Here is a 14,132-nt window from a genome sequence, read left to right as displayed (position 1 = left end):
TCGGCCTAGTGCATCCGCCTGATTGCATCTTGCTTATTTCGCCGGCCGCATCGCCTTCACTTCGGCGTCGGTGGGCTGGACCTTGGCGCCGTCGACGTAGACGAACGAGGTCATCACGCCCTTGCCGTCGCGCACGCCGGTGCGCCCGACATAGGCGCCCATCGTCGATTGATGGTCCTGCGGGCGGTAGACGATCTGCCCCATCGGCGTGTCGACGCGCAGGCCCGAGAACGCGGCCGCGAGCTTGTCGCTGTCGGCGGTGCCGGCCTTCTGCAGCCCGGCCGCGATCGATTTGACCGCGGCGTAGCCGACCACCGAGCCGACGCGCGGCGTGTCGTTGAATTTCTTGCGATAGGCCTCGACGAACTTCTTGTTCTCGGGCGTATCGATCGCGTACCACGGATAGCCGGTCACGATCCAGTTCTTCGGCGCCTCGCTGCGCAACGGATCGAGGTATTCCGGCTCGCCGGTCAGCAGCGACACCACCTCGCGGCCCTCGAACAGGCCGCGCGTATTGCCTTCGCGCACGAACTTGCCGAGGTCGGCGGCGAACAGCACGTTGAAGATCGCATCGGGCTTGGCGTCCGCCAGCGCCTGCACCACCGAGCCGGCGTCGACCTTGCCCAGCGGCGGCGCCTGCTCGGCGACGAACTCGACATCCGGCTGGGCCTGCTTCAGCAGCTTCTTGAAAGTGGCGACCGCCGACTGGCCGTACTCATAGTTGGGATAGACGATGGCCCAGCGCTTCTTCTTCAGCTTGGCCGCCTCGGGCACCAGCATCGCGACCTGCATATAGGTCGACGGACGCAGCCGGTAGGTGTACTGGTTGCCGTTCTGCCAGACGATCTTGTCCGTCAGCGGCTCGGCGGCCAGGAAGAACACGCGCCGCTGCTTGGCATAGTCGGTCAACGCGAGGCCGGTATTCGACAGGAAGCCGCCGAACAGCAGCGCGACGCGCTCGCGCGCCACCAGTTCTTCCGCGACGCGCACCGAGTCGCCCGGGTTGCCGTTATCGTCGCGCGAGACCACTTCCAGCTTCTTGCCGAGCACGCCTCCCGCCGCATTGACCTCCTCGACCGCCATCTCCCAGCCGCGCTTGTACGGCTCGAGGAACGCCGGCTGCGCCTTGTAGCTGTTGATCTCGCCGATCTTGATGGTGTTCTGCGCCAGCGCCGCGGCGCTGCCGAGCAGCGCCGACACGGTGACTGCCACGGCGGCGGTGGCGCGGCGCAGTCGTCGTTGGGGGCGGATTCGGTTGGGCATCGTTCTTCCTTTGCTGAAGCGGGTCGCCGGTAGGCGGGATGGACGTTGGATCGACGGTGAAACGGACGTTGCAACAGCCTGGCACGCCGGCTCCCGGCCGGCACAGCGCTGGTGCGGCAGGCCCGCCCGGACGGTGCGCCGCGCACTGTTTTCATTCAGGATTCACTACATCAACTGCGGCGGACCGGTTGACGCAAGGAACGGGCCAGCGGCAGACTCCGCCAATCCGTACAAGCATGCCACGTCAATCGGCTTCGCGCCCGCCGGCCGGCCGGCAGTGCGCTGTCGGACGGACCCGCGCGGCGGCGCCATTGATGTAGTGTTTACCGAATGGACGTTCAGTATGTACTACATCAAGGCAAGTGGAAATCAGGGTGTTCACGGGAATGGCACCGGCTGAAGCGAGGCTGGCCCGCCGGAAAACAGCGCGGTGAATTAAGTCCTCCGCGAAAAGCCGGAGGGCATCAGCCGCGCGCTCGCAGCAGATCGACATAGGCCGTCGGCACGAGCTGGCCGGCATCGACGCCAAGCTTGCCGAGCAGCGCATGCGCCTCGGCCACGCCCTGCTCGGCCGCTTCGCCGTCGCGCAGCACCACCTCCAGTTCGAGGAAGTCGCCCAGTCCCTCGACCCGGTCCAGATGCACACGGGTGCGGCCGACCAGGTACAGGATGCGGGCCTTGCGCACGCGTCCGGCCTCACCGTAGGCGGCCGCCAGCGCGGCGCGCAGCCGGTCCGGCTCGGCGGTCGGCACGATCTGGTAGTGGCTTGGCTTGGGACCGCTGTCGTCGGCGCGACGGTAGAAGATCAGCTCGCCGCAGCCCGAGGGGAACGCGCGCAGCTTGAGACGGCCGTTGCCGCAATGGAAGAAGGTGTCGTCCTGCTGCAGCAGTTCGGGACCGTGGTCGGCCAGTTCGGCCGCGAGGGGCGCCAGGGCGTCGCGGTCGTCGACGCGGGCCTTGATTTCGATATTGGTCGGCATGGGGCGACGATGGTAGCACGCGTGCCTGCGCGCCCCCGCCGCATGCCGTCAGGCCCTTATCCTCCTTATCCTGTTACCGCCTGCTGTTCGATGGCGAACGCCAGCGCGTCCTCCAGCCGGTCGTTGCCCCAGAACATCTGCTCGCCGACGAAGAAGGTCGGCGCGCCGAAGACGCCGCGGTGCAGGGCCCGGTCGGTCTGCGCGCGCAGCGCCTCCTTGTTCTGCCGCAGCACCGCGGCGGACAGCAGCGCGTCGGCCGGCAGGCCGAGTTCGGCCAGCGCCTCGCCGACCGCGTCCGCGTTGTCGATATCGCGGTCCTCAGCGAAGTTCATCCGCATGATGCGGCGGCAATAGGCCCCGATCCACGGTTCGCCGGCACCCAGCAGCGCCACGCGCATCGGCAGCAGCGCGCGGCGCGGGAACTGGCTCGGCTGCCGCCATGGCAGGCCGTATTTGGCGCACTGGCGGGCGGTATCGATCATCGCGTAGGCGCCCTTGGCGCGCTGCACCACGAACGGCGAGCCCTGCCAACCCAGGGCGGAGAACACCGGGCCGAGCAGAAACGGCTTCCACGCCAGCGTGACGCCGTGCCGGGCCGCCAGCGGCTCGATCCGCATCGCGCTCAGGTAGCTGTAGTTGCTGCCGAACTCGAACCAGAACTCCAGCGTGGGCGGGGGTGCCGGGTGCATCGTCTCTCCTCGTTGGCTGCAACGACGCCACGATGATCGCCCACGGATCCGGCGGCGCTCAAGCGCGGCCTCGGCATGGCCAGCATGCCCATGTGGCATGCGGCACCGCACAGCGAGCACCCAGACTGTGACACGCTCGCCGCACCAGGTGTCGTCCCTTTCCTACAGGCAATTCAGTCCCGGGCCGAATCGACGGCGCCTCGGGCGGGCCTAAGCTGGACGCATCAGGCGGCAACCACGCCGCTCAGGAGATCATCATGTGGAAGCTGATAGCAACGCTCGTTGCGGCGGGCGCGATGACCATCTCGATGCAGGGCTGTACGCTGGGCGGCGCGGTTGCCGGCGGTGCGATCGGTCACGAAGTGTCCGATGGCAGCCCCTGGGGCACGATCGGCGGGGCGGCAGTCGGCGGCTATATCGGCCACGAGCTCGGCAAGGACTGACGGGCCCGGTCTGTCGTTGCCGCGCATGCGGGAATCCGGCGCCTCTGACCGCCGCTGGGTCCCCGCCTTCGCGGGGACGACGTCGTCCTCAGCAACTCAATAGCGTGTCCGCTCCGCACTGCGCGCCACCACGGCATTGCCGGCGATCAGCTCGCCGAGCAGTGCCAGCGAGGCGCGGCCGCTTGTGCGGTACGGATCGAACTCCGCCCGCGGGAAGTACTTCAGCAGCGTGGCGGTATTGATGCGGCAGGTGTCGACCAGCCCCATCGCCCAGCCGGCAAATTGCCGCTCCCCGATTTCCTCGTAGTGCAGCAGCACGACGTCCTCGTGCCGCGGGTCCTTTGCGATCCGGTGATAGAGGGCCGATACCTCGGCGCGGGCGCCTTCCAGCGCCTGCAGGAACACGCCGTTGCCGTAGCACAGCACGCCGGTGATGCCTTGCGGCGGATTGCGCTCGATGCTGGTGGCGACGATGGTGTCGACCAGATCCTCGTCGGCGGGCTGGCGGGCGCGGCTCGCGTAAAGCAGACGAACTAGCATGGTGGCCTCCTTCAGCCGCGGTTCAGATTGAGCAGGGTCAGGAATTCGCGGCGCAGGCTGTCGTTCTTCAGGAAGGAGCCGCGCATCACGCTGTTGGTCATCTTGGCGTCGGTATCGCGCACGCCGCGCCAGTGCATGCAGAAGTGCTCTGCCTCCATCACGATGGCCAGGCCGTCCGGATTCATCTTCTGCTGCAGCAGGTCCGCCATCTGGCTGACCGCCTCTTCCTGGATCTGCGGACGGCACATGATCCATTCGGCCAGCCGCGCATACTTGGACAGGCCGATCAGGTTCGAATGCTGGTTGGGCATGACGCCGACCCACAGCTTGCCGATGATCGGGCACAGATGGTGCGAACACGCGCTGCGCACGCGGATCGGGCCGACGATCATCAGTTCGCTGAGCTGCTCGACATTCGGGAATTCCGTCACGCTCGGCGCATGCACATAGCGGCCGGCGAAGATTTCCTTCAGGTACATCTTGGCGACGCGGCGCGCGGTTTCGTGCGTGTTGTGATCGTTGTCGATATCGATCACGAGGCTGCGCAGCACGTCGGCCAGCCGGTTTTCGACCTCCTTCGACAGCTGGTCGAGTTCGCCGGGCTCGATGAAGCGCGAGATATTGTCGTTGGCGTGAAAGCGCTGGCGCGCGGCGATCAGCCGCGCGCGGATGCGCTCCGACACCGGCGGCTCGACGACGTGGCCGCGCGAGTCGGCCGTGCTGGGCGTCGAGAGGTCGGCCCCTTGCCGTTTCGGAGCGGAATCGCTGTTGGTCATGCCGTTTCCCGAGTTGAAGGACATTGGCCCGACTATAGGGGGACGGCACAGCGTCGGCAAGCGAGTCGCCTCGGCCACACTCGCTGCAAGAAAATGTGACGAGTGCTACATTAGCGGGACGATTCTTGCTGCATTGTTCCGCCTTTCCCGTTCACCCGTCCTCACGGTCACCGTACGCCCATGGAGCGCCGCATGAGCCCGTCCCGTATTGCCCTCCCGCGCCGTGTTCTTCCCATCGCGCTCGCCGCCGCGCTGGCGTGCGCCGCGCTGGCCGGCGCGCCGGCCCACGCGCAAGGCGTGCCCGCGCAGCAGCAGAGCCAGGTGCCCGGCTATTACCGGATGATGCTCGGGGAGTTCGAGATCACCGCGCTGTACGACGGCTATATCGATCTGGACCCCAAGCTGCTGCGCAACACCAGCGCCCGCGAGGTGCAAACCCTGCTGGCGCGCATGTTCGTGGAGTCGACCCCCGGCGTGCAGACCGCGGTCAACGGATTCCTGATCCACACCGGCAAGAACCTGGTGCTGATCGACACCGGCGCCGGCGCCTGCTTCGGCCCCGCGCTGGGCAAGATCGTCGACAACGTTCGCGCAGCCGGCTACGACCCGATGCAGGTCGACACGGTGCTGTTGACCCATCTGCACGGCGACCACGCCTGCGGCCTTGCGGTCGACGGCAAGCCGGTGTTCCCGACGGCCACCGTCTACGCGTCGCAGATCGACGCCGACTACTGGCTGTCGCAGGAGGTCGCCGACAAGGCGCCGGCCGATGCCCAGCCCTTCTTCAAGCTGGCGCGCGATTCGGTCGCCCCCTATCAGGCGGGCGGGCGCTTCCGTACCTTCAAGGCCGGCGACGAACTGTTGCCGGGCATCGCCGCGGTGGCCGCGTATGGCCACACTCCCGGCCATACCGGCTATCTGGTGCGCTCGGAGAAGAACGGCAAGGCGCAGAACCTGCTGGTCTGGGGCGACATCGTGCACAGCCATGCGGTCCAGTTCCGCCGGCCGGACGTGGCGATCGAGTTCGACGTGGACAGCCGCGCGGCGGTGCGCACGCGCAAACGCCTGTTCAACGACGCCGCGCGCAACAAGCTGTGGGTCGCGGGCATGCACCTGCCGTTCCCCGGCATCGGCCATGTGCGGGCCGACGGCAACGGCTATACCTGGGTGCCGGTGGAGTTCGGTCCGATCCGCCCGGACCGCTGAGCGCCGCGAGTCCGCGCCACTACAGGGCCGCTACTGGCCGCTACGGGCCGCGATTGGCCCACTACCCCCGCCGCTGGTCGCGCCGCATCACGGCATCGCACATCGCCTGCAGGCGCGCCGCCATGTCCCGCGAGGGCGCCGACGGTTCCGGCCTGACATGCAGGCTCAGCTCGACCGGCGGCACCGCGCCGATCAGCGCCGGCTCGCCCAGCACCCGATGCGCGCGCGTGACCACGCGGCGCGGCAACAGGCTGATGCCCAGGCCGTCCGCCACCGCCGAGCTCAGGCTAGCGAGACTGGCGCTGACGAAGCCGATGCGCCAGCGCCGGCCGCTCGCCTCGAGCGCATGCGTCATCTCGCCGCGATACAGTGCGCCACCGGGAAAGACGGCCAGCGGCACCGGATCGCGCTCGAACGCAGGGCGCCGCCGGCTGTCGATCCAGCACAGCGGCTCGGGCCAGTTCGCCAGCCCTGCCGCGCTGCCCTCGCGCTGCTTGATCAGCGCCAGGTCGAAATCGCCCTCCTGGAAGCCCTGCCACAGTTCGTGGCTCAGGCCGCTGGTGACCTCGAGCCGCACGCCGGACCACGCGTCGGCGAAAGCGGCCAGCACCGGCGTCAGCGTCTGCGCCGCGAAGTCTTCCGGCACGCCGAGCCGGATTTCGCCCTGCACCGCGCTGTCGCGGATTATCGCGACAGCCTCGCCCGACAGCTGCAGGATCCGCCGCGCATAGCCGAGCAGGCGTTCGCCTTCCGGGGTCGGCGTGACATAGCGGCCGCCCCTGTCCAGCAGCACGCAGCCGCATTGCTCCTCGAGCCGGCGCAATTGCTGGCTCACGGTCGACTGGGTCAGGTGGACGCGCTCTGCCGCGCGGGTAAAGCTGCCGCTGTCGGCCACGGCGACGAAGCTGCGCAGCAGTTGCGGATCGAGGATGTCGTTCAAAGGTGTCGTGGACGCGGGCAACAGCGCGTTATTTGATTTCTCACTGCAGCGCATTCCATCATTTAATTTCCCAATTGCCAAGCGCGCGCGTACAGTCTGCTCCTCTACCCGCAGGCTCTTTTTCCGCGAGGCATCCCATGTCGAACCACGAATCCCTGCTGCGCGAGGCCGTGCATCTGGCGCAGGCCAACCGCGCGCGCGGCGGCCGGCCCTTCGGCGCCGTACTGGCACGCGACGGTCAGCTGATCGCCACCGGCGTCAACGGCATCGTCCAGAGCCACGATCCGACCAGCCATGCCGAGATGGAGGCGATCCGCGCCGCCAGTCGGCGCTTGCAAAGCCCTGACCTGCGCGGCTGCGCGGTCTATGCCAGCGGCCATCCCTGCCCGATGTGCCTGGCCGCGCTGCTGATCAGCGGCGTGCAGGAGGTCTACTACGCCTTCGACAACAACGACGCGGCGCCGTATGGCCTGTCCAGCGAGGCCACCTACCAGGCGCTGCGGCTGACGCTCGATCCGGCGCCGCTGCCGCTGATCCGGCTCGATGTGGGAATCAGCGCCGATGCCGTCTATGGCCGTTGATCTTCATGGCAGTTGAAGTCTCCACCGGCCGGCGCGGCATCGGCGCGCCGGGCTGGGCGCTGGCCGCGATCGTGCTGGCCGGCCTGAACCTGCGTCCCTTCCTGACCGGCATTGGCCCATTGGCGCCGGTCATCCGCAACAGCACCGGCCTGGACTACCGCGGCATGGCGTGGCTGACGCTGCTGCCGATGGTGCTGATCGGCGTCGGCGCCTGCCTCGCCCCGGCGATGCGCCGATGGCTGGGCGAACGGCGCGCGGTGCTGCTCGCGCTGGCGCTGGTCGGTATCGGCTCGCTGTTGCGGCTCGCGTGGCCCGGCGGCACGGCGCTGATCGCGACCGCGGCACTGTGCGGCCTCGGCACGGCGGCGGCGCAGGCGGCGCTGCCCGCCATCGTCAAGCGGCAGTTTCCGGGGCGGATGGCGATGGTGATGGGTCTCTATTCGGCCGCGTTGATGGCGGGCGGCGCGCTCGGCGCGCAGCTGACCCCATGGATCGCCGGCCTGAGCGGCAGCTGGCATGCGGGGCTGGCGGTGTGGGCGCTGCCGGCATGGGCGGGGTGGCTGCTGGCGTGGCGCGCGCTGCCGCGGGATGCAGCCGTCGAGCGGGCGGTCCTTGCCAACGGCGTCCCGCATGCGAAGGCCGCCGCGAGCCGCCCCACCACGATTCCGGTGCTGCGCCTGCTCGGACGCCCACGCACCTGGCTGCTGATGGCTTCGTTCGGCGTGATGAACGGCGGCTATGCCTCGCTGATCGCGTGGCTCGCCGCCTATTACCAGGAGCGCGGCTGGAGCGGTCCGGCCTCGGGCGGCCTGATTGCAGTGATGTCGGTGGCGCAGGCCGTTGCTGCGCTGGCGCTGCCGACACTGGCGGCCCGCAGTCCCGATCGCCGCGCCTGGCTGGCGCTGGCGCTCGCCCTGCAGGCGATCGGCTTCGCCGGCCTGGCCGGATGGCCGGACCTCGCGCCGCTTGCATGGGCGGTGATCGGCGGCGCCGGTCTCGGCGGCTGCTTCTCGCTCTATCTGGTGGTCGCGCTGGACCACCTGCCCCGCCCCGAGGACGCCGCCGCGCTCGGCGCATTGATGCAGGGCGGCGGCTTCCTGCTGGCCGGCTGCGCCCCGTGGCTGGCGGCGGTGCTGCACGACGCCACCGGCAGCTTCGCCGCGGCCTGGTGGTACCACCTCGCCGCGGTGGTGCTGGTGATGCTCGCCACCACGCGCTTCGATCCGCGCCGGTATCTGGTGGCAATGCCGAGCCGGGCCTGACGGCCTGCCCTGCGAAGGCGAAGGCCTCGGTCTTCGCCTCGCCATGCACTTTTCCTCCCGTCGACTTTGCGCGTCACGGTCTCGATCGGCCTCGATTTACGGATCTCACATCCCGACCGTCCAGACATGCATGCGTCATCCCCAACCTCTAGTGGCGTACCAATTTCTGCGTACTGTGGCCGCGATGCTGACGCCGTCCGTACCCGTTTCTGCGTAGGCCAACGGTCTCTGCCGATCGTCTGTTGATCCACAGCTCTCGCTGATCGGCACGCGCTCTCCCTGGCGCAATCGCTGTTCGCTGCCCGCATTCATTTCCGATGTAACGCCGCATTACGTGCGGAATGCGGCGCGCCATGCGCCGCGCCGTTTCCGCACGTCCTCATCCCGCCAAAAAAGCCTTGCCTCGCAAGGAGATACGCCGATCGGCACGTTTGACCGGTGAGGTCATGGCCGTCCGATTGCGCTGTGAGAGGGCCTTACAAGTGCAACGGCCGCCGCGGCGTGCGCGCCGCTACATTGCAGCCATGTTCAACGCGCCCCGACAAGGAGCCAAAGATGAAACGAACCAAACGAACGCTGTCGATTCTCGTGCTGCTGTCCGCCACCGCCGCCATGCTGTCCGCCTGCATCGTCGTGCCGCATGGACACGGACACGGGCATCACCATCGCCATCACCGTTATTGATTGAAATGCGGTCGCGCCGACCGGCCGGACCGCATCAGAGCAAACCCAAGCTTGTTCCCCGAAGCAGGAGTACCCGATGACCCGCCCCTTGATTCTCGCGCTCGCCACCCTCGCCGCCGGCTCGGCCTTCGGATTCGTGTCGCCCGCCCAGGCCTATGATGGCCATCGCTACGATCGCGACCACGGCTACCGCCGCGTTGCGCCGCCACCGCCGCGCTACGAAGCGCCACGAGCCGCACGCCGCGGACAGGTGTGGGTGCCGGGCTACTGGCGCGCGGCCGGTCCGCGCTATGTGTGGCAACCGGGCCATTGGGAACGCGCCCGCCCCGGCTACCGCTATGTGCCCGAGCGCTGGGTACGCGGGCCGCATGGGTGGGTGATGCGGCCGGGGCACTGGGTGCGGTGAATCCCGCCACCGTCCCTGCGAAGGGGGGGATCCAGGCACGTTGAGCCACTGGCCGCCCGCTTTCGCCCCGGCGCCAGAACCGCCTGCATCCGCTCACGTCACCTCACCGAGGGCCGGCCATTGCGCCGGCCCTTTTGTCATCGCCGCGCCACCTGCGGCGCCAATCGGTGACCGTCGACCTCTGTTGCCTAGCAAACATTGCTGCAGCACAGCGGTCGATACACTTGCCCTGACGGTTTCACCCAATCGCATCGGCCCGCGCGCAGCGGCCGATTGGAGGTGTCATGGCAAGCGAGAATCGAATCGTACCGGTGGTGCTGTGCGGCGGCACCGGTTCGAGGTTATGGCCGCTGTCGCGCGACGGCCATCCGAAGCAGTTCCTGCGTCTGCTTGGCGAACATACCCTGCTGCAGGACACGCTGCTGCGCGTGCGCGGCATCGACGGCGTCGGCGCGCCGATCCTGGTCAGCAATGAAGCGCATCGCTTCGTCGTCGCCGAACAGGCGCGCGAGATCGGCTGCGAACCGGCGGCGATCCTGCTCGAGCCGCATGCGCGCAACACGGCGCCGGCCGCCGCGGTCGCCGCGCTCAAGGCGCAGGCCGGCGGCGACGATCCGATCCTGCTGGTGCTGCCGTCGGACCATCTGGTGCGCGACCACGCCGCCTTCGCGCGTTCCGTGACGGCGGCCAGCGCAGGCGCGGCCGCCGGTGCGATCGCCACGCTGGGCGTGGTGCCGACCTTTCCCGCGACCGGCTATGGCTATATCAAGGCGGTACCGACCAATGACACCGGCCTGTTGACGGTCAAGCGCTTCGTCGAGAAGCCTTCGCTGGAGCAGGCGACCGACTTTCTCGGCGAGGGCAACTGCTATTGGAACAGCGGCATGTTCCTGTTCCGCGCGTCGGTCTATCTCGACGCGCTGCGGCAGTTCGCGCCCGAGATCCTGCGCGCCGCCGAACAGGCCGTGGCGCGCGGCAAATCCGATCTGGACTTCTGCCGGCTCGATGCCGATGCGTTCGGCGCGTGCCCGTCCGATTCGATCGACTACGCGGTGATGGAGCATCTGCGCGACGGGCGCATGGCGCCGCTGGCGGCCGACTGGAGCGATATCGGCTCGTGGGACGCGGTCTGGAAGGCCGCCGACAAGTCCGAAGGCAACAACGCGGCGGTCGGCAATGTCGTCACGCACGGCGCGCGCGATTGCCTGGTCCATGCCTCGCACCGGATGGTGGCGGTGGCGGGACTGGAGAGCGTGATCGTGGTGGAAACGCCCGACGTCGTGCTGGTCGTCCACAAGGACCATGCGCAGGACGTCAAGCAACTGGTCGAAGCGCTGCGCGCGCAGGGGCGTCCCGAGGCCACGCAGCATCGGCAGGTGTACCGGCCCTGGGGGTCGTACGACAGTGTCGACCACGGCCAGCGCTATCAGGTCAAACGCATCAGCGTCAAACCCGGCGCCAAGCTGTCGCTGCAGAAGCATCACCACCGCGCCGAGCACTGGGTGGTGGTGTCCGGCACCGCGCGGGTGCGCCGCGGCGACGTCGAATTCCTGCTGACCGAGGATCAGTCCACCTATATCCCGATCGGCGAAACCCACAGTCTCGAAAATCCCGGACGGATCCCGCTCGAACTGATCGAGATCCAGTCCGGCTCGTACCTTGGCGAAGACGACATCATCAGGATGGCAGATATTTATGGGCGCACTTGACCTGCAACCGCTCGGCCCGCTGGCGGCCGGCGATCTCGAACTCCAGCCGCGGCAGCACGACGAGGCGACGGCCGGCGGCGGCTCGCGCCGCAAGCGGGCGCTGATCACCGGCATTACCGGGCAGGACGGCGCCTATCTGTGCGAACTGCTGTTGGCCAAGGGCTACGAGGTCCATGGCATCAAGCGGCGCAGCTCGCTGTTCAATACGGAGCGGATCGACCATCTGTACCAGGACCCGCAGGCCCCGGACCGCCGCCTGATCCTGCATCACGGCGACATGACCGATACCGCCAGCATGGTGCGCGTGGTGCAGCAATCGCAGCCGGACGAGATCTACAACCTGGCCGCGCAGAGCCATGTGCAGGTGTCGTTCGAAGAGCCGGAATACACGGCGAATACCGATGCGCTGGGCACGCTGCGGTTGCTGGAGGCGATCCGCATCCTCGGCCTGGAAAAGACCACGCGCTTCTACCAGGCCTCGACGTCCGAGCTGTACGGCCTGGTGCAGGAGATTCCGCAGAAGGAAACGACGCCGTTCTATCCGCGCAGCCCATATGCGGCCGCCAAGCTCTACGCGTACTGGATCACGGTCAACTACCGCGAGGCGTATGGGATGTACGCCTGCAACGGCATCCTGTTCAACCACGAGAGCCCGCTGCGCGGCGAGACCTTCGTGACGCGCAAGATCACGCGCGCCATCGCGCGGATCGCGCTGGGGCTGCAGGACACGCTGCATCTGGGCAACCTGTCGTCGCTGCGGGACTGGGGCCATGCGCGCGACTACGTGCAGATGCAATGGATGATGCTGCAGCAGGAGCAGGCCGAGGACTTCGTCATCGCCACCGGCGAGCAGCACAGCGTGCGCGAGTTCGTGCAGCGCGCCGCCGCCGAGCTAGGCATCACGGTGCGCTTCGAGGGCAGCGGCGTCGACGAGATCGGCGTGATCGCCGCGATCGACAACAGCCGCCAGCAACTGGCGCCAGGGCGCAAGGTCGGCGATGTGATCGTGCGGGTCGATCCGCGCTACTTCCGCCCGACCGAGGTCGACACGCTGCTCGGCGATCCGAGCCGGGCCCGCGAGCGGCTGGGCTGGTCGCCGACCACCAGCTTCGACGAACTGGTGCGCGAGATGATCGGCGCCGACTACGCGGCGGCGCGGCGCGATGCGCTGTGCAAGCTGGCGGGCTTCCGCGCCTACGACCATCACGAATGATGCGGTGGACACGAGTTTGAACGCATAAGCGCATGGCATGACGGCCCGGGCCTGCCGCGGCAGCCGGGCCGCAAACGGAAGAGGCGAGCGTGGAGCGGATATTGCGCGGAATCGGCGCGAACGCGCTGGGCCAGGCGGTCACCATCGTGACCCAGCTGCTCAGCGTGCCGATGTTCCTGGCGGCATGGGGTCCGGAGCGCTATGGCACCTGGCTGATGGTGATCGCGGTGCCGGTCTATCTGGGGCTGGCCGACCTGGGCTTCACCGGCGTGGCGGTCAACCGCATCAACATGAGCATCGCCGCCGGCAACCAGCGCGCCGCGGTGGTCTGCTACCAGTCGGCGCTGGTGCTGCTGCTGGCGATCGGTGCCGTGCTGGCGGGCCTGTCGATGCTGCTGGGCGCGGCGTTCGGCAACGCGATCCAGGGCTGGACCGGCCTGGCCGGCGGCGCCGCGGTGCTGGCGATGCTGATGATCGCGATCCAGGTCTCGACCTATATGCTGGCGTTGCTGTCGCACGGCGTGTTCTGGAGCGCGGGCCGCTACGCCGAGGCCACGATGTGGTTCAACCTGTTCCGGCTGCTCGAGTTCGGCGCGCTGGCGGCCGGCGTGCTGCTGTTCGACGGCGGCTTCCTGCTGCTGCTGACGCTGCTGGCGATCGTCCGCGTGCTGCTGGTGGTCGTCATGTATCGCCGCATGATGGCGTTCGCCCCGTGGGCGCGCGCCGGCGTGTCGGCCTTCTCGCGCGCCGAGGTGCGCGAGATGCTGCTGCCGGCGCTGGCGCTCAATGCCTTCCCGATCGGCAATGCACTCAATATGCAGGGCATGGTGCTGTGCGCGGGCTTCGTGTTCGGGCCGGCCTTCGTGGCGTACTTCAGCGCGATGCGCACGCTGTCGCGCATCCCCTACCAGCTCGGGCAGCTGATCAGCCAGGCGCTGTCGCCGGAGATCGGCCGGCTCTATGGCCAGCGCAACGCCACCGCGCTGCGCGCGTTGTTCCGCCACGCGCTGACCGCGTCGGTCGGCCTTGCCACCGCCTGCGGCATCTTCCTGTACGTCGCCGGCGAATGGATCTGCCAGCTGTGGACGCACGGCAAGATCGCGCCGATCCATCCGGATTACAGCTGGCTGCTGGCCGCCGCGGTGGTCAATTCGCTGTGGCACACGGCCTCGGTGATGGTCACCTCGACCAACAACCATGCGCGGCTGTCGCTGGTTTACCTGGGCGCCAATGTCGCGGGCCTGCTGATCGCGGTGGTCGGCGGCAAGCTGTTCGGGCAGCCGGCGGTGTCGTTCGGCGTGCTGGCCACCGAGCTGCTGATCCTGCTGGTGCTGCTGCCGCAGATCCATGGATTCGCACGGCATGGGTTGGCAGGGGCGTTGGTGAAGCCGTGACATGCCGGCCGTGACATGCCGGCCGTGACATGCGGCCGTGCGACGC

15 protein-coding genes are annotated in these 14,132 nt (G+C 68.3%); 9 read left to right on the top strand and 6 right to left on the bottom strand.

Features of this window, described 5'->3' with window-relative positions; genetic code table 11:
* Positions 1 to 33: 33 nt before the first annotated feature.
* The 3 genes from M1D55_RS00230 to M1D55_RS00220 form a co-directional block, all read right to left on the bottom strand.
* Positions 34 to 1,263 carry an ABC transporter substrate-binding protein gene (locus M1D55_RS00230; protein ID WP_006577590.1) on the bottom strand — a complete coding sequence of 410 codons (1,230 nt, stop codon included), beginning with the start codon at positions 1,261 to 1,263 and terminating at the stop codon, positions 34 to 36.
* 464 nt (positions 1,264 to 1,727) lie between these two features.
* Positions 1,728 to 2,243: a class IV adenylate cyclase gene (locus M1D55_RS00225; protein WP_456280762.1), complete on the bottom strand. Its 516-nt coding sequence runs from the start codon at positions 2,241 to 2,243 to the stop codon at positions 1,728 to 1,730.
* Positions 2,244 to 2,308: 65 nt separating this feature from the next.
* Positions 2,309 to 2,932 (bottom strand): DsbA family protein, encoded by a 624-nt coding sequence (locus M1D55_RS00220; protein WP_456280761.1) that lies wholly within the window; start codon positions 2,930 to 2,932, stop codon positions 2,309 to 2,311.
* A gap of 257 nt (positions 2,933 to 3,189) precedes the next feature.
* Between M1D55_RS00220 and M1D55_RS00215 the strand changes: the two genes are divergently transcribed.
* Positions 3,190 to 3,375 (top strand): glycine zipper 2TM domain-containing protein, encoded by a 186-nt coding sequence (locus tag M1D55_RS00215; RefSeq protein ID WP_053823305.1) that lies wholly within the window; start codon positions 3,190 to 3,192, stop codon positions 3,373 to 3,375.
* A gap of 96 nt (positions 3,376 to 3,471) precedes the next feature.
* Here the strand turns inward: M1D55_RS00215 and M1D55_RS00210 are convergent, their stop codons facing one another.
* Both M1D55_RS00210 and folE read right to left on the bottom strand, forming a co-directional pair.
* On the bottom strand, positions 3,472 to 3,915 hold the full coding sequence (locus M1D55_RS00210) for a BLUF domain-containing protein (protein ID WP_456280760.1): 444 nt from the start codon (positions 3,913 to 3,915) through the stop codon (positions 3,472 to 3,474).
* A gap of 11 nt (positions 3,916 to 3,926) precedes the next feature.
* A complete protein-coding gene (gene folE, locus M1D55_RS00205; protein WP_456280759.1) occupies positions 3,927 to 4,691 on the bottom strand; it encodes a GTP cyclohydrolase I in 765 nt (254 codons plus the stop codon).
* A gap of 192 nt (positions 4,692 to 4,883) precedes the next feature.
* On the opposite strand from folE, the gene M1D55_RS00200 reads away from it, so the two are divergent.
* Positions 4,884 to 5,897: an MBL fold metallo-hydrolase gene (locus M1D55_RS00200; RefSeq protein WP_456280758.1), complete on the top strand. Its 1,014-nt coding sequence runs from the start codon at positions 4,884 to 4,886 to the stop codon at positions 5,895 to 5,897.
* A gap of 61 nt (positions 5,898 to 5,958) precedes the next feature.
* Here M1D55_RS00200 and M1D55_RS00195 read toward each other — a convergent pair whose 3' ends face one another.
* A complete protein-coding gene (locus M1D55_RS00195) occupies positions 5,959 to 6,828 on the bottom strand; it encodes a LysR family transcriptional regulator (protein ID WP_456281340.1) in 870 nt (289 codons plus the stop codon).
* Positions 6,829 to 6,974: 146 nt separating this feature from the next.
* On the opposite strand from M1D55_RS00195, the gene M1D55_RS00190 reads away from it, so the two are divergent.
* From M1D55_RS00190 to M1D55_RS00160, 7 genes are all read left to right on the top strand, one after another.
* Positions 6,975 to 7,418 carry a nucleoside deaminase gene (locus tag M1D55_RS00190; protein WP_456280757.1) on the top strand — a complete coding sequence of 148 codons (444 nt, stop codon included), beginning with the start codon at positions 6,975 to 6,977 and terminating at the stop codon, positions 7,416 to 7,418.
* A 5-nt stretch (positions 7,419 to 7,423) separates the two neighbouring features.
* On the top strand, positions 7,424 to 8,680 hold the full coding sequence (locus M1D55_RS00185) for a cyanate transporter (RefSeq protein WP_456280756.1): 1,257 nt from the start codon (positions 7,424 to 7,426) through the stop codon (positions 8,678 to 8,680).
* Positions 8,681 to 9,235: 555 nt separating this feature from the next.
* Positions 9,236 to 9,364, top strand: coding sequence for a hypothetical protein (locus tag M1D55_RS00180; protein ID WP_023263369.1), 129 nt, complete (start codon positions 9,236 to 9,238; stop codon positions 9,362 to 9,364).
* Positions 9,365 to 9,440: 76 nt separating this feature from the next.
* Positions 9,441 to 9,770 carry a hypothetical protein gene (locus M1D55_RS00175; protein ID WP_232205992.1) on the top strand — a complete coding sequence of 110 codons (330 nt, stop codon included), beginning with the start codon at positions 9,441 to 9,443 and terminating at the stop codon, positions 9,768 to 9,770.
* Between the two features lie 284 nt (positions 9,771 to 10,054).
* A complete protein-coding gene (locus M1D55_RS00170) occupies positions 10,055 to 11,479 on the top strand; it encodes a mannose-1-phosphate guanylyltransferase/mannose-6-phosphate isomerase (RefSeq protein ID WP_456280755.1) in 1,425 nt (474 codons plus the stop codon).
* Positions 11,466 to 12,692, top strand: coding sequence for a GDP-mannose 4,6-dehydratase (gene gmd / locus M1D55_RS00165; RefSeq protein ID WP_006577965.1), 1,227 nt, complete (start codon positions 11,466 to 11,468; stop codon positions 12,690 to 12,692). The genes M1D55_RS00170 and gmd overlap by 14 nt, the downstream gene beginning before the upstream one ends.
* 101 nt (positions 12,693 to 12,793) lie before the next feature.
* The gene (locus M1D55_RS00160) at positions 12,794 to 14,086 is read left to right on the top strand and encodes a lipopolysaccharide biosynthesis protein (protein WP_006577966.1); all 1,293 of its coding nucleotides are present in this window, start codon (positions 12,794 to 12,796) and stop codon (positions 14,084 to 14,086) included.
* The last annotated feature ends 46 nt before the right edge of the window (positions 14,087 to 14,132 follow it).

It is taken from the genome of Cupriavidus sp. JZ107, from assembly GCF_053903255.1.
This window is presented reverse-complemented; position numbering and strand designations above follow the sequence as displayed.

Bases quoted from the DNA above. Each gene is read 5' to 3' on its own strand.
- M1D55_RS00230 (WP_006577590.1), bottom strand. From the start codon at position 1,263: ATGCCCAACCGAATCCGCCCCCAACGACGACTGCGCCGCGCCACCGCC.
- M1D55_RS00225 (WP_456280762.1), bottom strand. From the start codon at position 2,243: ATGCCGACCAATATCGAAATCAAGGCCCGCGTCGACGACCGCGACGCC.
- M1D55_RS00220 (WP_456280761.1), bottom strand. From the start codon at position 2,932: ATGCACCCGGCACCCCCGCCCACGCTGGAGTTCTGGTTCGAGTTCGGC.
- M1D55_RS00215 (WP_053823305.1), top strand. From the start codon at position 3,190: ATGTGGAAGCTGATAGCAACGCTCGTTGCGGCGGGCGCGATGACCATC.
- M1D55_RS00210 (WP_456280760.1), bottom strand. From the start codon at position 3,915: ATGCTAGTTCGTCTGCTTTACGCGAGCCGCGCCCGCCAGCCCGCCGAC.
- folE (WP_456280759.1), bottom strand. From the start codon at position 4,691: ATGACCAACAGCGATTCCGCTCCGAAACGGCAAGGGGCCGACCTCTCG.
- M1D55_RS00200 (WP_456280758.1), top strand. From the start codon at position 4,884: ATGAGCCCGTCCCGTATTGCCCTCCCGCGCCGTGTTCTTCCCATCGCG.
- M1D55_RS00190 (WP_456280757.1), top strand. From the start codon at position 6,975: ATGTCGAACCACGAATCCCTGCTGCGCGAGGCCGTGCATCTGGCGCAG.
- M1D55_RS00185 (WP_456280756.1), top strand. From the start codon at position 7,424: ATGGCAGTTGAAGTCTCCACCGGCCGGCGCGGCATCGGCGCGCCGGGC.
- M1D55_RS00180 (WP_023263369.1), top strand. From the start codon at position 9,236: ATGAAACGAACCAAACGAACGCTGTCGATTCTCGTGCTGCTGTCCGCC.
- M1D55_RS00175 (WP_232205992.1), top strand. From the start codon at position 9,441: ATGACCCGCCCCTTGATTCTCGCGCTCGCCACCCTCGCCGCCGGCTCG.
- M1D55_RS00170 (WP_456280755.1), top strand. From the start codon at position 10,055: ATGGCAAGCGAGAATCGAATCGTACCGGTGGTGCTGTGCGGCGGCACC.
- gmd (WP_006577965.1), top strand. From the start codon at position 11,466: ATGGGCGCACTTGACCTGCAACCGCTCGGCCCGCTGGCGGCCGGCGAT.